This window comes from Mycobacterium sp. RTGN4 (assembly GCF_033804635.1).
GTDB lineage: Bacteria > Actinomycetota > Actinomycetes > Mycobacteriales > Mycobacteriaceae > Mycobacterium.
In genome coordinates this window covers 42,426-61,733 of sequence record NZ_JAPZLB010000014.1, presented here as the reverse complement: position 1 = coordinate 61,733, position 19,308 = coordinate 42,426, and the positions used below count along the sequence as shown (strand labels likewise).

General features: G+C 65.6%; 21 protein-coding genes. 6 read left to right on the top strand and 15 right to left on the bottom strand.

What is annotated here, in order from left to right:
- Nucleotides 1-23: 23 nt before the first annotated feature.
- Nucleotides 24-773 carry an SDR family NAD(P)-dependent oxidoreductase gene (locus SLQ30_RS25435; RefSeq protein WP_319449620.1) on the top strand — a complete coding sequence of 250 codons (750 nt, stop codon included), beginning with the start codon at nucleotides 24-26 and terminating at the stop codon, nucleotides 771-773.
- 62 nt (nucleotides 774-835) lie between these two features.
- Here SLQ30_RS25435 and SLQ30_RS25430 read toward each other — a convergent pair whose 3' ends face one another.
- The 6 genes from SLQ30_RS25430 to purS all read right to left on the bottom strand — a co-directional run bounded on the left by SLQ30_RS25430 (nucleotide 836) and on the right by purS (nucleotide 5,797).
- A complete protein-coding gene (locus SLQ30_RS25430) occupies nucleotides 836-2,179 on the bottom strand; it encodes a hypothetical protein (RefSeq protein ID WP_319449621.1) in 1,344 nt (447 codons plus the stop codon).
- The gene (locus SLQ30_RS25425) at nucleotides 2,179-2,913 is read right to left on the bottom strand and encodes a hypothetical protein (protein WP_319449622.1); all 735 of its coding nucleotides are present in this window, start codon (nucleotides 2,911-2,913) and stop codon (nucleotides 2,179-2,181) included. Before SLQ30_RS25425 ends, SLQ30_RS25430 begins: the two co-directional genes overlap by 1 nt.
- Nucleotides 2,910-4,253, bottom strand: a complete 1,344-nt coding sequence (locus SLQ30_RS25420; RefSeq protein ID WP_319449623.1) for a hypothetical protein — start codon at nucleotides 4,251-4,253, stop codon at nucleotides 2,910-2,912. Before SLQ30_RS25420 ends, SLQ30_RS25425 begins: the two co-directional genes overlap by 4 nt.
- A gap of 4 nt (nucleotides 4,254-4,257) precedes the next feature.
- Nucleotides 4,258-4,545: a type VII secretion target gene (locus tag SLQ30_RS25415; protein WP_319449624.1), complete on the bottom strand. Its 288-nt coding sequence runs from the start codon at nucleotides 4,543-4,545 to the stop codon at nucleotides 4,258-4,260.
- A 338-nt stretch (nucleotides 4,546-4,883) separates the two neighbouring features.
- A complete protein-coding gene (gene purQ / locus SLQ30_RS25410; RefSeq protein ID WP_319449625.1) occupies nucleotides 4,884-5,561 on the bottom strand; it encodes a phosphoribosylformylglycinamidine synthase subunit PurQ in 678 nt (225 codons plus the stop codon).
- Nucleotides 5,558-5,797 (bottom strand): phosphoribosylformylglycinamidine synthase subunit PurS, encoded by a 240-nt coding sequence (gene purS / locus SLQ30_RS25405; protein ID WP_319449626.1) that lies wholly within the window; start codon nucleotides 5,795-5,797, stop codon nucleotides 5,558-5,560. Before purS ends, purQ begins: the two co-directional genes overlap by 4 nt.
- A 76-nt stretch (nucleotides 5,798-5,873) precedes the next feature.
- On the opposite strand from purS, the gene SLQ30_RS25400 reads away from it, so the two are divergent.
- Nucleotides 5,874-6,527, top strand: coding sequence for an MBL fold metallo-hydrolase (locus tag SLQ30_RS25400; RefSeq protein WP_319449627.1), 654 nt, complete (start codon nucleotides 5,874-5,876; stop codon nucleotides 6,525-6,527).
- A gap of 110 nt (nucleotides 6,528-6,637) precedes the next feature.
- Nucleotides 6,638-7,015 (top strand): hypothetical protein, encoded by a 378-nt coding sequence (locus SLQ30_RS25395; RefSeq protein ID WP_319449628.1) that lies wholly within the window; start codon nucleotides 6,638-6,640, stop codon nucleotides 7,013-7,015.
- A gap of 46 nt (nucleotides 7,016-7,061) precedes the next feature.
- Here SLQ30_RS25395 and SLQ30_RS25390 read toward each other — a convergent pair whose 3' ends face one another.
- From SLQ30_RS25390 to SLQ30_RS25375, 4 genes are all read right to left on the bottom strand, one after another.
- A complete protein-coding gene (locus tag SLQ30_RS25390; RefSeq protein ID WP_319449629.1) occupies nucleotides 7,062-8,705 on the bottom strand; it encodes an FAD-binding dehydrogenase in 1,644 nt (547 codons plus the stop codon).
- Nucleotides 8,706-8,729: 24 nt separating this feature from the next.
- On the bottom strand, nucleotides 8,730-9,434 hold the full coding sequence (locus SLQ30_RS25385; protein WP_319449630.1) for a DUF2334 domain-containing protein: 705 nt from the start codon (nucleotides 9,432-9,434) through the stop codon (nucleotides 8,730-8,732).
- A 75-nt stretch (nucleotides 9,435-9,509) separates the two neighbouring features.
- Nucleotides 9,510-9,998 (bottom strand): glutathione peroxidase, encoded by a 489-nt coding sequence (locus tag SLQ30_RS25380; RefSeq protein WP_319449631.1) that lies wholly within the window; start codon nucleotides 9,996-9,998, stop codon nucleotides 9,510-9,512.
- Between the two features lie 10 nt (nucleotides 9,999-10,008).
- Nucleotides 10,009-10,578: a TetR/AcrR family transcriptional regulator gene (locus SLQ30_RS25375; protein ID WP_319449632.1), complete on the bottom strand. Its 570-nt coding sequence runs from the start codon at nucleotides 10,576-10,578 to the stop codon at nucleotides 10,009-10,011.
- An 82-nt stretch (nucleotides 10,579-10,660) separates the two neighbouring features.
- On the opposite strand from SLQ30_RS25375, the gene SLQ30_RS25370 reads away from it, so the two are divergent.
- Entirely contained in the window at nucleotides 10,661-11,107 is a 447-nt protein-coding gene (locus tag SLQ30_RS25370; RefSeq protein WP_319449633.1) for a DoxX family protein, read from the top strand.
- Here SLQ30_RS25370 and SLQ30_RS25365 read toward each other — a convergent pair.
- Nucleotides 11,036-13,213 carry a S9 family peptidase gene (locus SLQ30_RS25365; protein WP_413468181.1) on the bottom strand — a complete coding sequence of 726 codons (2,178 nt, stop codon included), beginning with the start codon at nucleotides 13,211-13,213 and terminating at the stop codon, nucleotides 11,036-11,038. The two genes, SLQ30_RS25370 and SLQ30_RS25365, sit on opposite strands and share 72 nt — an antisense overlap.
- Nucleotides 13,210-14,112 (bottom strand): phosphoribosylaminoimidazolesuccinocarboxamide synthase, encoded by a 903-nt coding sequence (locus SLQ30_RS25360; RefSeq protein WP_319449634.1) that lies wholly within the window; start codon nucleotides 14,110-14,112, stop codon nucleotides 13,210-13,212. The genes SLQ30_RS25365 and SLQ30_RS25360 overlap by 4 nt, the downstream gene beginning before the upstream one ends.
- Nucleotides 14,113-14,142: 30 nt before the next feature.
- Between SLQ30_RS25360 and SLQ30_RS25355 the strand changes: the two genes are divergently transcribed.
- Together SLQ30_RS25355 and SLQ30_RS25350 are read left to right on the top strand one after the other, a co-directional pair.
- Complete coding sequence (locus tag SLQ30_RS25355; protein ID WP_319449635.1) at nucleotides 14,143-14,757, top strand: hypothetical protein; 615 nt, start codon at nucleotides 14,143-14,145, stop codon at nucleotides 14,755-14,757.
- Nucleotides 14,758-14,863: 106 nt separating this feature from the next.
- On the top strand, nucleotides 14,864-15,745 hold the full coding sequence (locus SLQ30_RS25350; RefSeq protein WP_319449689.1) for a type IV toxin-antitoxin system AbiEi family antitoxin domain-containing protein: 882 nt from the start codon (nucleotides 14,864-14,866) through the stop codon (nucleotides 15,743-15,745).
- Here the strand turns inward: SLQ30_RS25350 and SLQ30_RS25345 are convergent.
- Genes SLQ30_RS25345 through purB form a run of 3 tightly spaced genes read right to left on the bottom strand, consistent with a single transcriptional unit; the run spans nucleotide 15,732 to nucleotide 19,278 of the window.
- Complete coding sequence (locus tag SLQ30_RS25345; protein WP_319449636.1) at nucleotides 15,732-16,631, bottom strand: tellurite resistance/C4-dicarboxylate transporter family protein; 900 nt, start codon at nucleotides 16,629-16,631, stop codon at nucleotides 15,732-15,734. The genes SLQ30_RS25350 and SLQ30_RS25345 overlap by 14 nt on opposite strands.
- Nucleotides 16,628-17,863, bottom strand: a complete 1,236-nt coding sequence (locus tag SLQ30_RS25340) for a cytochrome P450 (RefSeq protein WP_319449637.1) — start codon at nucleotides 17,861-17,863, stop codon at nucleotides 16,628-16,630. Before SLQ30_RS25340 ends, SLQ30_RS25345 begins: the two co-directional genes overlap by 4 nt.
- Nucleotides 17,860-19,278, bottom strand: coding sequence for an adenylosuccinate lyase (purB, locus tag SLQ30_RS25335; RefSeq protein WP_319449638.1), 1,419 nt, complete (start codon nucleotides 19,276-19,278; stop codon nucleotides 17,860-17,862). The genes SLQ30_RS25340 and purB overlap by 4 nt, the downstream gene beginning before the upstream one ends.
- Between the last annotated feature and the right edge of the window lie 30 nt (nucleotides 19,279-19,308).

Below are 19,308 nucleotides of genomic sequence, written 5' to 3'. Positions count from 1 at the left end.
AACTTCTCGCAGGAGGCACTCCCATGACGAACACACTGACCGGCCAGACCGCCCTGGTAACCGGCGCGACCGCAGGCATCGGTTACGCGATTGCGGTTCAACTCGCCAACGAAGGCGCCGAGGTGATCGTCCACGGCCGCAACGCCGAACGTGGCGCCAAGGCCGTCCGCGACATCGAAAATGCAGGCGGCAAGGCACGTTTCGTCGCCGCCGACGTTTCGAAGGCCGCCGATGTCCGACGCCTGGCCGACGAAGCCGGTGCCGTCGACATCCTGGTCAACAACGCGGGCATCTACCGGTTCGCCCCGACGTTCGAGACCACCGACGCCGACTTCGACGACCAACTCGACACCAACCTCCGCGCCCCCTACCTACTGGTTCAGAAACTGGTACCGGGCATGCTCGAGCGCGGCCAGGGTTCGGTCGTCAACGTGACGACCGTCGCGGCGTCCACGCCGGCCGCGGGCGCAGGCATCTACGGTGCCAGCAAGGCCGCACTCGAGCTGCTCACGAAGCTGTGGGCCGACGAGTTCGGCGCCGCGGGCGTACGGGTCAACGCCGTCGCCCCCGGACCAACGGTGACACTGGGTACCGAGGCATTCGAAAGCGACCTCATCGAGGGACTCGGCCGCACCACGGCAATCGGCCGGACGGCAGAGGCCGACGAGATCGCCAACGTCGTAGCCTTCGTCGCGTCCCCGGCCGCGAGTTACGTGAACGGCGCGATCGTGACCGTCGGCGGTGGCGCGCAGGCGATCAAGCCCGCCGCCTGATCCCCAAGCGATTTCGGCGTGTTCAGTTGCGGCCAGCGCAACTGGGCGCGCCGAAGTCGTGGCTAGGGTGGCGCCACCAACGAGAACAATTCGTCGTTGATGCGCTCGATAAGCGTGGTGTTGACTCTCCACACGTCTTGGACAGAACTCGGAATCGACCAGAGCTTGTCGCACGTCGCTAGGTCGTAGCCCACGGCGGCCGAATCGTCGCCCATCAGCACCGCGACCTCGCCGTCGGAGGCAATGTAGTACGAGCCGATGCCGTCGATGTCGCATGTCTTTCCGGTTGCCCCACTTTGCAGGTCGTATTGCTGCCAATGTCGATCGTCACCTCCGCCCGTAACGAAGAGCCTTTGCCCGACGAGGCGCGCTTCAAGTCCCGGCGTGACCGCTAGCTCAAGGAGCTCGTGCCCGTCGAGCGTGAGAACGACGTCCTTCGACGGCGTCGTCACCATCGGAATATCGCGCGACCCAGTGAGAATGGTGCCCTTGAAGTCTGGTTTGCCCAGCGCCTTGCCGGTTTCATCGAAGAATCGCACCTGGGTCGATGAGAACTCGCCGTTGACGGAGTACTCGTAGCCGAACCCGCCCGGATAGATCACTGCCTGACTGAGAAGAACTCCCTGCGGCACTTCAGGTTTCACCGCTGCACCGTCGGCAAGCGAAAAGACAATGTCGGTGGCGGAAGACGGGCCGCCGTCCTGGGCAGCTAGTGATTGCGGTGCAGCATCGTGTACCCAATCCTTTTCTCCGGAAAGGTGTCCGCCGCCGGGGACAAACCACGTGAGTTCGGCGTGCGTACCCAAGCCATGCACACCCTCACCGCTCACCGTCGCAACGGCGTAGTCCCCACGTTGCTCGACCGTTGGATGATTGTCGAAAGGTGGTATGCGCAATTCAGTTGGACCATCGAAAATCGTTGACCCGTGGTCAGTATCGACTACCCATGCACGTGCCGGCTTCGTGGGATCGCGGTCCTCACGTATACACAGCACCATCTTCGGCCCGTTGATGAAACAGTTAAAACCGAGGGCGTCGTCCGAACGTCCGAGTTCGACCGCGGGGAACAACCTCTTGCCGGTCGCCACGTCGACTCCGGCCAACCACCAGCCGGTACCCGTGATGCCGAGGAAGATACCTCGATCACCAGCGTTGCCAATCAATTTGGGGACGCCCCCGGGCGGGAGGCCGAGTTGTTGCGCCGAAATTTTCCAACCAGGCACCGGCTGCTTCCGCATCGACGACGTCAGCAGAAGCTGCGCGGGTAAACCAAGGGACGGGGCCGATTGCGGCTTGGTTGCTTGCTTTCTTGCCGTCGCATAGAACACGGCCGCAATGACCACCGCGACCACCACGGAAAGAACTGCGCCAATGATCCACCACGAACGACTGCGGATCGCTGACATCAAGACGTTGCCCCGAACCCGGCGAGCCGATCGATCGCACGACCGTCCGTCAGTTCTTCGCGGTGGTCGGAGTTCAGCCAGTAGAAGCGGACAAAGCGACGGACTGCCGTCCCTTTGGGCGTATACGAGTCGATGGCCACCGTGCGGGTCCGTCCGTCGTGAAAAACAACGAACAGCGTGGCTCTGAACGGTGGGGGCTTGCCCGGCCGTCGATCCGCGATATCGGCAATGTCGTCCCAAGCGCTCTCGATAGACGCGATCCCCTGCCCCAATTCGAAGCTGAGGGGGTCAAGCGTCAGAAAACTGTTTCCGCCGCGTTTGAACAAGATCCACAGGTTCGCGATCCCGGTAAGCGCGGCACCAATCGCGAGGACGAGGAACATTCGCTTGCCGTAGGGGAGGGGAATGTCGATCATCCCCAGCGGAGTGAAGATCGCGTACGTCGTCACTGCGATGACGGCCGCAAATGTCGCCGACATCAACAGCCCGTCCACGGTCTTGTCGGGCCGGATCGTCGTTGCTCTTCCGACGAGCTCCGCTCGGGGCCTCACCTTGCCGCTCATGACTTGCAGTAACGAAGACTCAAGTCCCATGAACGCGAGTGCAAACGCCAAAACCACTACTAGAGTGAGGTATTCGCCACGTGCAAGGCAAATGCACGCCCACACAACGCAAACCACCACCAGGCCGTTCACCACAAGGAAGTAGAAGGTTAACAGCAGGAAGTTCTTCACTCTGGACACACCAATTCTCCGACAACCCCTCCGAGCTGCCCGAAGCCGAACCCCGCGGTGCCGCTTGCAACACCCGCCCATACCGGGGCCAGTTCGGGTTGGACTGCCGTGAGTACGGCATCGAAGGTCATGCCACCAATAACTCCGGCACCACCCTTCCACGCGGCGACGCAAGCATCGTGCTTCGTCTCCGCCGTCGCTACGTCGTAAATGGCCGCCGCCACCCCAAACGCGGGACCTGCAAACTTCGCGCCCGCCCCAACTCTTTCCAGGGTTTCGGCACTCAGCCCCGGTATCCCCTTTTCGCTCTGCTTCTCCAGAGCGGTGAGGCTGCCACCGACGATGTCTGGGATGGGTTCGGCGAAGAACGCATCAGGCAAGTTGCCCGTATGGCCGTCTTTGGTGACCACGCCGCCGCTGCATTTGCCGTCGGGTGTTCGCGTCATGGTTACCGTTGTGCCGTCCGTCCAGAAGATTTCGGTTCTTTCCGATCCATCGTCGTGCTTGATCGTTTCGGCAATCGAGACCACGTTGCCCTTTGCGTCGTATTGGGTGACCTCGACAGTGCCCTCGGGCACCTTGTGCGCGCTAGGGGGCCAGCCACCTTCAGTCTTGATGACCTGCTTGCTTCCGTCGAGCATCATCAGCGTCTTGAAGTGATTCCCATTCTCGTCGGTCGACTCGGCGGTGTCCCGGACGGTCGTTGACATGTCCTGGGCACGGACCATGCTCTGCAGCTGCCGTCCGGCATCGGTGTTGGGGTCTGGAACCTCGTTGCCGGGCACTGGCGGCAACGGACTAGGCGGTCCTTGACGAGAATTTTTAAACGCTGCGCCCTCCTTGGCCCTTGCCAGCAGGAGTTGTTGCATGGTGTCTTTGTCGGCCGCGTCGACTGCGTGCACCAGCGGATTGAGGTCGGCTTGCGCTGCTTCGGCCCGCTTTTGGAGGTCGGCTGCGTGCTCGGCGGTCATTCCCGCCGGTCTGATCAGCACTACCCATTGATCGTTGACTTCAAGTTCGCCCTTGTCGATGGCGTCGGCCTCGCTCAACGCGTCGCTTCGGGCTTTGCCGATCCTTCCGGAACCGGTCTGTAGGGCATCCGCTACCGCTTTGGCGTAGTGGAGAAAGTTCGACGAGCGGTCGGTTGCCCGCGTGAACATCTTCGCTGCTTCTTTCTGAGCGCCGCCCGACCACACCCTGGCCTCCGGCATCCGATCGCAGTCGTCGTCCAGCCTCCGCACCGTGTCGTAGGTCGACTGCCCAGCATTGCCGATCGTCGAACCGGCCGGCGCCAACGACTCCGGGTTCCAGCCCTGTAAGCGCGAACGTGACGGCAACACGTGGCTAGAACAGCCTCTTGAAGCCGCCGGCGAGGGTGTCATCGTCGACCTCATACCGATCGCCGGCGCCGCGCACCATCACCCCCATGTTCTCGACCTGCGAGGCGATGTCGTCACCGACCAGCGACAAATGATCGCCGACCTGACGCATGATCCACTGCGTCTCCGAACCTGGCAGCCCGTCGGCCGCAGCGCTGGCACTCTTCAGACCGTCGTCAGCTCTCCTGAGCGTCGCAGACGCGACGTCAACCTGCTTGGCGAAATCTCGCAAGAGATCTGGATTGACTAGCACTGTCCCCCATCCGATTTCACTAAACCACCGGCATGCCAGCAAACAAACAAAATGACACTAACACTCGACAGTGGCAGCGTCGCGCACCAACTTTGACTGGGAGTCTGCTGAAAGCTAAGCCGCCAGCACCGCGTCGAGTCCCGAACAGAAATGCCGAGCCTGTCGTGCCAGCAAGGCTGCGCTTGCACTGCCCGCGGAATATGGGCCGAGAATCCGCGATCGTGACCGTCGGCGGTGGCGCGCACGCGATCAAGCCAGCCGCCTGATCCCCAAGCGATTTCGGCGCGTTCAGTTGCGGCCAGCGCAACTGGGCGCGCCGAAGTCGTGGCTAGGGATGACTACGCCGCCAGCACCGCGTCGAGCGCCGAGTAGAAGATCCCGAGCCCGTCGTCGGACGGACCGGTCAACGCCTCGGTCGCGTGTTCTGGGTGGGGCATCAGCCCGACGACCCGGCCGTTGGCCGACGCGATCCCCGCAATGGCGCGCATCGAGCCGTTCGGGTTGTCGTCGCGGTAGCGGAACACCACGCGCCCTTCACCCTCCAGTTCGTCGAGCACCGCTTCGGAGGCCACGTAACGGCCCTCCCCCGACTTGAGCGGCACCAGCAGATCGGCGTCCGGCTCGTAGCGCGTCGTCCATGCCGTCGAGTTCGACGCGACTTGCAACCAGACGTCGCGGCAGACGAAGTGCAGACCCGCGTTCCGGGTCAACGCGCCAGGCAGCAGGCCGGCCTCGCAGAGCACCTGAAAACCGTTGCAAATACCCAACACTGGCAGGCCCTTGGCCGCGGCCGACACGACCGAACCCATCACCGGCGCGAACTTGGCGATGGCGCCGCAGCGCAGATAGTCGCCGTAGGAGAAGCCACCGGGCACGATGACGGCGTCGACCCCCTTCAGGTCGGCGTCGGCGTGCCACAGGTTCACCGATTCGGCGCCGACGGCGCGGGCCGCGCGGGCGGCGTCGACGTCATCGAGGGTGCCGGGGAAGGTGATGACCCCGACGCGAGCAGTCATTCGGACTCCCGGTGCACGGACCAGTCCTCGATGACGGTGTTGGCGAGCAGCGACTCGGCAATCTCGGCGAGTGCCTTGTCTGACACTGCGTCGTCGACTTCGAGTTCGAACCGCTTGCCCTGCCGGACATCTGAGATCCCGGCATGTCCCAGTCGGCCAAGGGCGCCGACGATGGCCTGACCCTGCGGGTCGAGGATCTCAGCCTTTGGCATGACGTGCACTACGACCCGGGCCACGGGTGCTCCTTTGCCTGTTGACGGCGTTTCGGTCGGACATGACTCTACCGGCGCGGGCGCGGTCCAGAATGGAGCCATGCAGTTGACGCATTTCGGCCATTCGTGCCTGCTCGCCAGCTTCCCCGACGGCAAGGGCGGGGACACCAGCGTGCTGTTCGACCCTGGCAACTTCTCCCACGGCTTCGAAGGCATCACGGGGCTGTCGGCGATCCTGATCACCCACCAGCACCCGGACCATGCGGACACGGCCCGGCTACCTGCCTTGCTGGAGGCCAACCCGCAGGCTGCGCTGTACGCCGACCCGATGACGGCCGCGCAGCTGGGCGGGGCGTGGACGGCGGTCAACGTCGGCGACGCGTTCTCCGTCGGCCACGTCGCCGTGCGCGGGGTGGGCGGGAAGCATGCGGTGATCCATCCCGACATCCCGGTGATCGACAACATCTCGTACCTGCTTGGCGACGGTGACCACCCGGCCCGGCTGATGCACCCGGGCGACGCGCTGTTCAACCCCGGTGAACCCGTCGACGTGCTGGCGGCGCCTGCGGCCGCCCCGTGGATGAAGATCTCCGAGGCCATCGAGTACCTGCGGGCGGTGGCGCCGACGCGGGCGGTGCCGATCCACCAGGCGGTGGTGGCCGAGGAAGCCCGCGGCATCTACTACGGGCGGTTCACGGAGATGACCGACACCGACTTCCAGGTACTCGAGCCCGAGCGCGGTACCGAATTCTGACCAGTCCGCCTGGCGGATGAACGTCAGATGTCCAACCGGGAACGGGTACGCGGCCGTTGAGTGAATCCCGAGAAGTCGCTGTGATGTCAAGAACGCGACAGTATCTCGGCATGCCATCCCTTTCCTCCCAGGCGGAGCGCGACCCGAGCCCGGTCAGCCTGCTGCCCTCGGTCCACGCGAGCCGCTACTCGCTCCACGGTGGCACGGCCCGGCCGCCCGGCGCCCCGATCATGTCGACCCGACGAAGCGATCCACCCGCACACCCCGCTGACGTCGCACAATCGCGGCTGTTCCAGTCGATTTTGACCGACGAGCTAGACGAGCTGGAGGACCTCATTGCCGCGGCCGAGCGACGGTGGAAGCGGCAACGCGAAGACGGACCGAACGCGCCTGTCCTCGTGCCGCACGCCCTGCTGCGGCTTCGCGAACGCGCAAAGGAAGCACGCCGCCTACTCGATGCGTTGCACAAGCGCTTCCCACCGGATTGACGGCGTCGCCCAATCGGCCGACTTCGGCTCAGTCAGATTCGAAAAGCTAGGCCGTGTCGCGCGCCGCGGCGCGGCCCGCGGCCCGTCCGGAGAACACACACCCGCCGAGGAAGGTGCCCTCCAGCGAGCGATACCCGTGGACGCCGCCGCCACCGAATCCGGCGGCCTCACCTGCTGCGTACAGTCCTCCGAACACCTCCCCGTCGGCTCGCAACGCCCGGGAATCCAGATCGGTCTCCAACCCGCCCAAGGACTTTCGGGTGAGGATGTGCAGCTTCACCGCGATCAGTGGGCCGGCCTTGGGATCGGTGATGGGGTGTGGTGCGACCACGCGGCTGACGCGGTCGGCGAGGTATTCGCGGGCGGCGCGAATGGCGTTGATCTGGCTGTCCTTGGTGAACTTGTTGACCACCTCGCGCTCGCGGGCAGTGACCTCGGCCTCGACGACGTCGTAGTCGAGCGCTTCGACGTCGGGCACCTCGTTCATCTTGGATACCAACTCCCGCAACGAATTTGCGGTGACGAAGTCCACGCCGCGATCGACGAACCGCTGCACGGGTGCGGGCGCACCCGGCTTGACCCGGCTGAGCACCTGCCGCGCGCTGCGCCCGGTCAGGTCGGGGTTCTGCTCCTGACCGGAAAGCCCGAACTCCTTGGCGATGATGCGGGCGTTGAGCACGAACCACGTGTAGTCGTAGCCGGTCTTGGCGATGTGCTCCAGCGTGCCGAGCGTGTCAAAACCCGGGTAAAGCGGTGCAGGCAACCGCTTTCCGCCGCCGTCGAGCCACAGCGATGACGGGCCGGGCAGGATGCGGATGCCGTGCTGAGGCCAGATCGGATCGTAGTTGGTGATGCCCTCGGTGTAGTGCCACATCCGGTCACCGTTGATCAGATGGGCGCCGGCCGCCTCGGTGATGCCGAGCATGCGGCCGTCGACGTGTGCGGGCACACCGCTGAGCAGTTGGCCGGGCACGCGGCCGATCCTGGCGGGCCAATTCTTGCGTACCAGGTCGTGATTGCCGCCGATGCCGCCGCTGGCCACGATCACGGCCTGGCTACGGAAGTCGAACTCGCCCACGGTGGTTCGCGACGAGGCCACTCCCCGCCCGGCCAACGACGGTTCGAGCACCGCGCCGCGCACACCGACGACGGCGCCGCCTTCGACCACTAGCTCGTCGACGCGGTGGCGATGGGCGAAGCGCACCTTCGGATGGTTGCGCAGCCTGCGCGCGAACACGTCGACGATGGCCGGTCCTGTCCCCCAGGTGATGTGGAAGCGCGGCACCGAATTACCATGCCCGCGCGCGTCGTATCCGCCGCGTTCGGCCCAGCCGACGAGTGCGAACGTCTGCAGCCCGCGCTCACGCAGCCAGCTGCGCTTCTCCCCCGCGGCGAAGTCGACGTACGCGTGCGCCCACTGTCGGGGCCAGTGGTCCTCAGGACGGTCGAAGCCCGCGGTGCCGAGCCAGTCCTGCAGCGCCAGTTCGTGGCTGTCATGGATGCCCAGCCTGCGCTGTTCGGGACTGTCGACCAGGAAGAGCCCACCGAACGACCAGAAGGCCTGGCCACCCACGTTGGCGGCGTTCTCCTGGTCGACGATCAGCACCGAGCGGCCCCTGTCGACCACCTCGCATGCGGCGACCAGTCCGGCCAGGCCCGCACCCACCACGATGACATCAGCGTCAGCCATGGGACCGACGTTAGCGCTCCGGACCTACGCGGCGTCTGTCAATGCCGGGTTGGGCGCCCAGCGGTACACCGCGGGCGTGCACTGGTGCATCAGGGCGAGGTCGATGGCGTCGAGCACGGCCTGATGCGGACCCGGGCGGCGCAGCTGAGCCGCCGACACGGCGACGCGTACGGTGCCTGCCCGGCGCGCCGAACGTTCGGCCGACAAGACCAGTGTGCGGCACCACCATGGCTCGGTCAGGAAGCCCTCACCGATGCCGAGCACGCGCGCCCGCACCGTCATCGCGCGCACCAGGTCGGTGATCCCGCTGAGTCCGGCGAGCAGCCGGAAACCGTTGCGCGGCAACGCCGTGACAGTGCCCTGCGACACCGTCCAGCCAGGTGCGGCGAACAGCCTGGTGCGCAACCCGAGGTGTTCGAGCACCCGGTCGGCGCCCATCAGTCGCAGGTTGGCCTCGTGGGCCTGCAACGTGGCGAATTCGCTGCGGAGCTTCTTGGTCGCGGCCTCGTCGTATCCGTGCAGCACGACCGCATCACCCGCGTTGCGTTGGCGTACCAGCCAATCCACGGTCGCCGGATCCTCATCGAGTCGGTAGCCGCCCTTCAGCCTCGGCGCCACCAGCAGAGACGCGGGCACGTTGCGGGCGTCGAGTTCGGCACGGAAGTCGGCGACCTCTTCGAGGGTGCGGTCCCTGATCCCGGAGATCGAGACGATCAGTCGTCCAGCCACGCCTGAAGTATGGCAACACAAGGTGTCCCAACGGTTTCCGACACGTGGGCGGGAGTTGACGATTCGGTGCCGGGCTCAGCGGGGCAGCACGGCCTCGATGGCGCTGACCACCTCGGGCGCATCGGGTTCGGTGCGTGGACGGAAGCGCTTGACCACCTCGCCACCGGGCGCCAACAGGAACTTCTCGAAGTTCCACTGGATGTCGCCCGCTTCGCCTTCGGCGTCGGCCGTCTTGGTCAGTTCGGCGTACAGCGGATGCCGGTCGGCCCCGTTGACGTCGGTCTTGGCCAGCAGCGGGAACGTCACGCCGTAGGTGGTGGAGCAGAAGGTCTGGATCTCCTCGGCGGTGCCCGGTTCCTGGCCCATGAACTGGTTGCACGGGACTCCGACGACGGTCAATCCGCGGTCGCCGTAGTCCTGAGCCAGCTGCTCCAGCGCCGTGTACTGCGGCGTGAGGCCGCACTTGCTGGCGACGTTGACGACCAGCACGGCGCCGTCGGCGTATTCGGCCAGCGTGGTCGGCGTGCCGTCGAGAGTGGTCAGGGCGATGTCGGTCAAGGTCATGCCAGCGACGCTACCGGGTGTCGTCGAAGAGCATCCGAGCGATGCGTTCCGCGGTGTCGATCGGGTCGGCGCCTGCGTCCCGCCCCGCTACCGCACCGTTGAGCCACAACAGCGAAAAGCCGTGCACCAGAGCCCATGCCGCGAGTGCGGCGTCGTCGGGCGTTGCCTTGGCCTTTGCATCGGCGAGTGTCCCGACGCCGCGGTTGAGCTCCGCGCCTGCGGCGATCTCGGCGGCGACGAGCGCAGGGTCGGCCGCGTCGTAGAGCGACCGGTCCCACATCACCTCGTAGTGCCCTGGGTGGTCGAGGGCGAAGCGGACGTAGGCGCGCGCGGCGTCGACGAACTTGGGCCGCGCACCGGTGAGCGCGCTCGCCAGCAACTGGAAACCTTCGGTCGCCAGCGCCGTGAAGAGCCCGCGCCGATCGGTGAAGTGGTGGGCAGGCGCGGCGTGCGAGACGCCCGCCACCCTCGCCAATTCGCGTAGCGAGACCCCGTCCGCCCCACGTTCGGCCACCAACGTCGCGGCCTGGGTCAAGATCACCGCCTTGAGGTCGCCGTGGTGGTAAGTCTCCTTGCTCATTCGCCAAGCATAGCCAGGAATCTTGACACTGACCAGATTGTTGATACGGTCATCTTGCCACTGTCTAGATAGGAGTTTCGCCATGGCCGTATTCCTCGTGTTGATCACGGGTAGCGCCATCGCCCGGCTGGTGGGCTGGCTTGGGGTCGACTACGTCGACAGCTGGCCCAAGGCGATCGCCGTGGGCCTCGCGGTGATGTTCACCATGACGGGCGTCGCGCACTTCGCACCCGGCATGCGACGCGACATGATCGCGATCGTGCCGCCAGCCCTGCCGTCGCCCAGTTTCCTGGTGACGGTCACCGGCGTACTCGAACTGCTCGGCGCGGCCGGGCTGTTGTTTCCGCCCACCCGGGTGGCCGCTACCGTCTGCCTGTTCGTCCTGATGCTGGCGATGTTTCCCGCCAACGTCTACGCCGCGCGCATGCCCAACCCGCCGAAGTCGATGACGTCGCGGCTAAGCGTCCGGAGTGGGGAAGAGGTGGTCTACCTCGCCGCTGCCGTGGTGGTCGCGGTCTGCAGTGGCTAGCACCCACGCGTACTGGAATGCGGCTTCCTTCCAGCGCTCGTAGCGGCCGCTGATCCCACCGTGGCCGGCGACCAACTCGGTCTTCAACAGCACCTCGGGGTCCCCGGTCGCGGTATGACGCAGTGCAGCAACCCATTTCGCGGGTTCGACGTAGAAGACCCTGGTGTCGTTGAGCGACGTCATGGCCAAGATCGCGGGGTAGTCCTTGGCCGCGACGTTCTCGTACGGGGTGTAGGACTTCATGTACTCGTACACCTGCTCGTCAGCCAAGGGGTTGCCCCACTCGTCCCACTCCGTGACGGTGAGCGGCAGCGATGGATCCAGGATCGTGGTCAACGCGTCGACGAACGGCACCTGAGCCAGGATGCCCGCGAAGAGCTCCGGGGCCATGTTGGCCACCGCCCCCATCAGCAGCCCACCCGCACTACCGCCCATGGCGACGAGGTTTTCCGGGTGCGTGACATCGGTTGCGACGAGATGCGTTGCGGCCGCGATGAAGTCAGTGAACGTGTTCTTCTTCTCGAGCAGCTTGCCGTGCTCGTACCACGGCCTGCCCAACTCACCGCCGCCGCGCACGTGGGCGATCACGAAGACCAAGCCACGATCGAGCAGCGAGAGCCGGGCGATCGAGAAGCGCGGATCTTCACACGATTCGTACGCGCCGTACCCGTAGATAAGCGTCGGAGCCGGAAGCTGCAGTCCCGCACGGTGAATGATCGAGATTGGCACGCGTGCACCGTCGGGCGCCACGGCCCAATCGCGTCGCTCCACGTACTCCTCGGGCCGGTAATCCCCGAGCACCGGCTGTTCCTTCAACAGGATGCGTTCGCCGGTCGCCAGGTCGATGTCGTAGATGCGCACCGGGACGACGAACGACGTCGTGCCAACCCGCAGCCGCGGTGCGGACCAGTTGGGATTGCCCGAAAGGCCCGACGACGTCAGTTCGGTTTCGAACGTGATGTCCTCGGGATGGCCGTAGTTGCCGTCGGCGTAGATCGGCCACAACTGGATGCGCGGGAGCGCTTCGCTGCGATAGCTCACGACGATGTGGTGCTCGAACGTGTCGACCGCGTCCAGCCGGACGTCGTCGCGGTGCTCGATGAGCGTGCGGAACGCGGTGGGGTCCGCAACGGGCGCCTCGACGAGCGTGAAGTTCTCGGCGCCGTCGTTGTGGAGGATGAGGAAGCGATCCTCGCCACCGACGACCACGTGATCCACGTCGTACTCGACGAGTTCGCGGCGCGGCAAGATCGGGCTGAACGTGGCTTCTGGGTCGGCGGCGTCGCCGTAGAACACTTCGCTGGTCACCGAGCTGCCCGCCGCGATGAACACGTACTTGTTGCTGCGCGTCCGACCGACGGAGATCCAGAACCGCTCGTCGGCCTCGTGATGGACCTTCTGCGCGGGGAGCCCCGCGCCGATGCGATGTCGCCACACCGTGTCCGGCCGCCATGCGTCGTCGACGGTGATGTAGTAGACGGTCCTATTGTCGGCGGCCCAGGTCACGCCGGCTCCGATGCCGACGATGGTGTCGTCGTAGAGCTTGCCGGTGCGCAAGTCCTTGAACTTCAACGTGTATCGCTCGTCGCCGAGTACATCGGTGGAATACGCCAACGTGTGGCCGTCAAGGCTGATCGAGGCCGCTCCAAGCGAGAAGAACTCGTGGCCTTCTGCTTCGACGTTCTCGTCGAGGAGGATCTGCTCACCGGGGATCTCGGTGTGCTCGTCGAACTCTGGCGGCGACCAGTCGTCGGGATCGGCTAGCGGGCAACGGCATTGCACACCGTACTGCTTGCCCTCGAAGCTGCGGCCGTAGTACCACCACTCGCCGCGGCGGGTCGGGATGGAGAGGTCAGTCTCCTTGGTGCGCGCCTTGATCTCGTCGAAGATCTTCTGCCGCAACGGGGCCAACTGTTCGGTCTGTTGCTCGGTATATGCGTTCTCCGCCTCGAGGTACGCGATGACCTCGGGGTCGGACTTGTCGCGCAGCCACTCGTACGGGTCGACGAAGACGTCGCCGTGGTGCTCTCGACGGTGGTCGACACGCTTGGCAATGGGCGGGACCCCGGCCATCGGCTCCTCGCGCGAGCGCTCGTCAGTCGTCATGCGGCACCGATCCAATCGTCGAAGCGCAGCCCCGAAATGCGTTCGTAGGCTTCGATGTAACGTGCCCGAGTCGCGGCCACAATGTCGGGCGGCAACGGCGGGGGCGGGGCTTCGCCGCCGCGGTCCCAGCCGGATTCCGGCCCGGTCAGCCAGTTGCGCACGAACTGTTTGTCGAAGCTGGGTTGCACGACGCCTTCCTGATAACTGTCAGCCGGCCAGTATCGCGACGAGTCCGGCGTGAACACCTCGTCGGCCAATACGACGGAACCCTGCTCGTCGACCCCGAATTCGAACTTGGTGTCGGCGATGATGATCCCCCTGGTCAGCGCGTGCGCAGCGGCCGCTTCATAGATCTGCAGCGTGCGGTCCCTCAGCTGGGCCGCGAGCTCGGCACCGACCAGGTCGACGACCGCGTCGAACGAGACATTCTCATCGTGTTCGCCCAGTTCGGCTTTCGTAGCCGGGGTGAACAGTGGCTCGGCGAACTTGCTGGCCTCCGTCAACCCCTTTGGCAGCTGAATGCCGCACACTGCGCCGGTGTTGCGATAGTCGATGATGCCCGAGCCGGTGAGGTAGCCACGGGCCACGCACTCCACCGGCGCCATCTCCAGCCGCCTCACGACCAGCGCCCGACCCAACACCGCTTCCGGGATGCGTTCGTCGTCGGCCGGGCCGGCGAGGTGGTTCGGCGCGTGCATGGTCCGCTCGAGATAGTCGAAGAAGAAGACGCTCATCGCGGTGAGGATGCGGCCCTTGTCAGGGATGTCGCTGGCGAGGATGTAGTCGAACGCGGAGATCCTGTCGCTGGCGACGAACAGCAGATGGTCGTCGTCGATGCGGTAGAGCTCGCGTACCTTGCCGCTGGCCAGATGTTGGTAGTCGGTCAAAGCGGGACGCATCGCGCAAGACTATCTGCTGGGATCTACGACATGAGTTCTCGCTACGTCCCATATGCCACCACTCCCGGTCGTCTGCTGGTGCAACTGGCCAGCGACCTCGTCGTCGCCGCGTGGACCACGGTGTGGGTGTTGGTGGGGATGGCCGTCCACTCCGCGGTCTCGACTATCGCCACGGTGGGCAGGCAGGTGCAGGACGGCGCCAATGGCGTCGCGGACAACCTGAACTCGGCGGGCGACAGCACCCACGACGTGCCGTTGATCGGCGACACCCTGAGCAAGCCGCTCCGCGCGGCAAGCGAGGCTGCGCTGGGCATCGCGGGGGCGGGACAGAGCCTCGACACGACGGCGACGTGGCTGGCATGGGTGTTGGCGCTGGCGGTGGCGGCCACGCCAATCCTTGCGGTGGCGATGCCGTGGCTCTTTCTGCGGGTGAGGTTCTTCCGGCGGAAGTGGACGGCGATCACGCTCGCGGGGACCCCGGCCGGCGAGCAACTGTTGGCACTGCGTGCGTTGGCGAACCGGCCGCTGGCCAAGCTGGCAGCAGTCAGCATGGACCCGGTGGGCGCGTGGCGGCGCGAAGACGCGATCGCCATCAGCGGCCTCGCGAACCTCGAATTGCGCAGCGCAGGCGTCCGCCGCAAGTAGCTAGCCCCCTCGCGATTTCGGCGCGCTATTCCGGCCCCAGCTCCGAAATCCGCGCCGAAATAGCATCGAGTGGAACCTGCGCGGCCTGGCAGGCGTCAGATTGAACGTGCTCAATGAACTTCTTCGTCGCCACGACGGCGTTATCACTATGGCTCAAGCGCACTCGTTGGGACTGAGCTACGACGCCGTCGAGTGGCGTGTTCGTACTGGTCACTGGAGACGATGTGCGCGCAGTGTCTTCTTCGTCGACGACCGGCCTTTCACCGACGCCGCACGAATACGTGCTGCAGTGTGGGGCTACGGAGCGCATGCAGTCGCGAGCGGACTTGCCGCGGCCTGGTGGCTGGATCTGACGAGATTTGCACCGCAGGTCGTAGAAGTCACCGTGCCGCGGAACAGCCACGGCCGTAGTCGGGAAGGCTGCCGCGTGAGGCGACGCAACCTCAAACCTGCCGACTTGGTCGACTGCAACGGATTGCAGGTCACCGCACTGCCTCTCACTGTCGTCGAAGCCGCGGTTCGTAGGGGCGGCGGTCCAAAACTGATGGACAACGCTCTTCAGCAGCACACCGAATTGCGCAAGCTGTGGGAGGCGCATCTGGACAACAAGGGGCGGCACGGTTCCCCCGCGGCCCGACTCCTGCTGCAAGCGGCCGACGAAGGCACGCGCTCAGCCGCCGAGCGACTCTTCGCCCGGCTGCTCAATCAAGCTGGCATCACGGGCTGGAAGCCGAACCAGATGGTCGCCGGCTACGAGGTCGACTTCCTGTTTCGCGACGCGAAGCTGGCAGTCGAGATCGACGGGCTCGCGTTCCACAGCGACCCAGAGGCCTTCAACCGCGACCGGAAGAAGCAAAACGCCATCGCCCTAGCTGGCTGGCAGGTGCTCCGCTTCACGTGGCTGGATCTCACCGAGTACCCCGATCGCGTCATTGCCGAGGTCAAACGCGCGATTCGGGCGCGCAATTCGGTGGTCAACCCGGAATAGCGCGCCGAAATCGCAGGAGGGGGAGGAGGGTGAGGAGCCAGAGCGCGAACGCGATCCAGAAGAACACCAGCGACACCGTCGACAACCCGGTCCACCCGGTCTCCCCCGCGATGGCGAAGGTCGCTGCCGAGTACATGCCCATCGGGAATACCGCGGGCCAGTCGCGGATCCGGCGCCAGCCGACGCACGCCAGCGGCACGATTTGCAACGTGGCGACAGCCCACGTCATGAGCGTCACCGCGCGCACCACGTCGGCGATCGGACCGGCGGGCAGCGCAGCGTGGATGTGAACGCCTGCCAACGTCGCGATCGCGGTCGCGCCCATCAGGATCCAGTGATCGGCCGGGACGTCTCGCCGCGTCGCCGGATCGCGAATGGCCCGCCACCCGACGAACCCCGCCAGCACGCAATAGCCGCACAGCGCCAGTACCCAGAAGACGAGCCCCCAGAACACGGTTCCCGCGGCGACGCACACGATCGCCAGCCCCGAGGTCGCGACGCTCGCCAGCATCCAGGCACCGCGCGCCTGGTCGCGCAGTCCGGTCAAGCGCAGCCGCCACATGTTACGAATCACCATGGGCGCCAACGACACCCAACCCGAAAGCGCCAGCGCACCGAAGGCCAGCACCGCGAACTCGGAAGTCGCGAACCGACCTGCAAGCACCGCGCACGCGGCCACGTAGGTCAACAAGCCGATGCTGGTGTCGAGGTCACGCAGCGACCACGAATCCCGTTTCCACGCGACGGCGGTCCCGTACACCAGCACCGGCAACACGACCACCGCGATCACCGCCAACAGGACGCTGACGAACTCCACGCGGTGGTCGGCGGCGGCAATGGACACGATGCCCGTAGCCATCACCGCTGCGAAGACGTCGGGCCTCATGGCCTTAGTTCGACGACCAGGTGCCGGATGCCGGTATGCCGATTGCTGCGGGTCCACTCGACGGGCTTGACCAGCCGCGCCGACGAGAACCTGGCCAGCAACTCTTCGTAGAGCACTCGCAACTCCAGACGCGCGAGGTTGGCCCCGAGGCAGTAATGCACACCTTGACCGAAACCCAAGTGCGGATTGGGTTTACGCGCGACGTCGAACTCGTCGGGCGTCGCGAAGACCGCCGCGTCGCGGTTCGCCGACCCCTCCCAGATCTGCACCTTATGACCCGCAGAGATCGCACACCCGCCGAGTTCGACGTCGCGGGTGGCGGTGCGCCGCTTCGATGGCGAGGGCGACGTCCAGCGCACCATCTCCTCGACCGCCGTCGGCAGCGCCTCCAAATCGTCTCGTAGCAAAGACATCTGGTCGGGGTGCTCGATCAACGCCAGCAGCCCTCCGGCTACCGAGTTGCGGGTGGTCTCCGCGCCGGCACTGAACAGCAGGCTGAAGAAGAGGTACATCTCGACTTCAGAAAGCACAGGCAACGCATCATCCGTGGCGTTGGCCACGACGGACAACATGTCGTCGGTAGGCTCGGCGCGCTTGGACGCGATGAGCTCGACACCGTACGTGTACATCCGCGACCCGGCCTCCGCGGCCGACAGCTGCCCGACCGAAGCCGTGCGCGAGCCGCCGAAGTCGAACTGCGGCTCGATCGCCTCGAACAGCCAATGCCGCTCGGACTCAGGCACTCCGAGCAGGATGCAGATCATCTGCATGGGCAGTTCGGCAGCGATGTCGGTCAGGAAGTCGAAGGGCACTCCGGGCTCGATGCCGTCGAGCAGCGCCCTGGTCCTGGCCCGCAGGTCGTCTTCGACGCGGCGGATCATCCGCGGTGTAAGACCGGAACTGACCAGCCTGCGCACGTACGAGTGCCGCGGATCGTCCATCATGTTGAGCACCTGACCCGCAATGGACAGGTCCTGCAGCAATGTTCCGCCGAACGGCCGCGCGCCGCCCGTCACCGATGAATACGTCTCCGGATCACGAAACACCGCAAGGGTTTCCGCGTAGCTGGCCACCGACCAGAAGCCCTCGCCGTCGGGGGTGTGCTCGGTGGGCTCGTGCCAGTAGACGGGCGCGTCGCGGCGATGCACCGCGAACAGGTCGTGCGGGAACCCCGACGCAAAGTTATCCAGGTCGGTGAAGTCGACTCCCGCAAGACTCACAGCAAGGCTCAAAGAATGCCCCCCGAGGAGTACTTAGCCGCCTCCGGGTATTGGCTCACCAACGACTCAGCCGCCGCCACCACCGCGTCGACCTGCGCCGCCGCCGCACCGGTGAACGCCTGTCGGTCGGCCAATGCGGCGTCCAAGGCGGCCCGGTCCAACGGCAGTCGCGGATCAGCGGCCAACCGGTCCAACAGGTCTGGCTCCGAACCCTGCTCCCGCATTGCCAGTGCGACGGCGACGGCGTGCTCCTTGATGACCTCGTGGGCGGTCTCGCGCCCGACGCCTGCCCGCACCGCGGCAATCAGAATGCGCGTGGTCGCCAGGAACGGTAGGTAGCGGTCCAACTCTCGCTGGATGACCGCGGGGTAGGCGCCGAACTCCTCGAGCACCGTCAGGAACGTCTCGATTTGTCCGTCGACGGCGAAGAACGCGTCCGGCAGCGCCACCCTGCGCACCACCGAGCAGAAGACGTCGCCCTCATTCCATTGCGCGCCAGCGAGTTCCGCGGCCATCGAGCCGTATCCACGCAGTACCACCTGCAGACCGTTCACCCGTTCACACGAGCGCGTGTTCATCTTGTGCGGCATCGCCGACGAGCCGACCTGGCCCTGCGCGAAACCCTCGGTGACGAGCTCGTGGCCCGCCATCAGGCGAATGGTGTGCGCCAGCGACGACGGACCGGCGCCCAGTTGCACTAGCGCGGAGACGACGTCGTGGTCCAGCGAGCGCGGATACACCTGTCCCACACTGGTGAAAACCACTTGGAAACCTAGGAATTCGGCGACCCGTCGTTCCAACGAGTCCAACTTGGAGTCGTCGCCGTCGAACAGGTCCAGCATGTCCTGGGCGGTTCCCATGGGACCCTTGATGCCGCGCAGCGGATAGCGATTGATCAACTCCGCCAGTCGAATCAGTCCGAGCATCGTCTCCTCGGCCGCCGAGGCGAAACGCTTGCCAAGCGTGGTGGCCTGCGCGGCGACGTTGTGGCTGCGGCCCGCCATCGTGAGGTCGCGGTAGTGCAGCGCCCGCTCTGCCAGCCGTGCCACGACCGCAACCCCGTGCGCGTGTACGAGTTCCAGCGAGCGCCGGATTTGGAGTTGCTCGACGTTCTCGGTGAGGTCGCGACTTGTCATGCCCTTGTGCACGTGTTCGTGCCCGGCCAGCGCGTTGAATTCCTCGATGCGCGCCTTGACGTCGTGGCGCGTGACCCGCTCGCGTGCCGCAATGGACGCCAGATCGACGTTCTCGAGCACCCGCTCGTAGTCGGCGACGACACCGTCGGGCACCGGCACCCCGAGCTCGGCCTGTGCGCGTAGCACCGCCAGCCATAGTCTGCGTTCGGCGACGATCTTGGCTTCCGGTGACCAGATCGCCACCATCTCGTCGCTGGCGTAACGGTTGGCGAGGACATTCGGAATGCTCACGGGCAATCAGCTTACTGAGGCCGCATGACA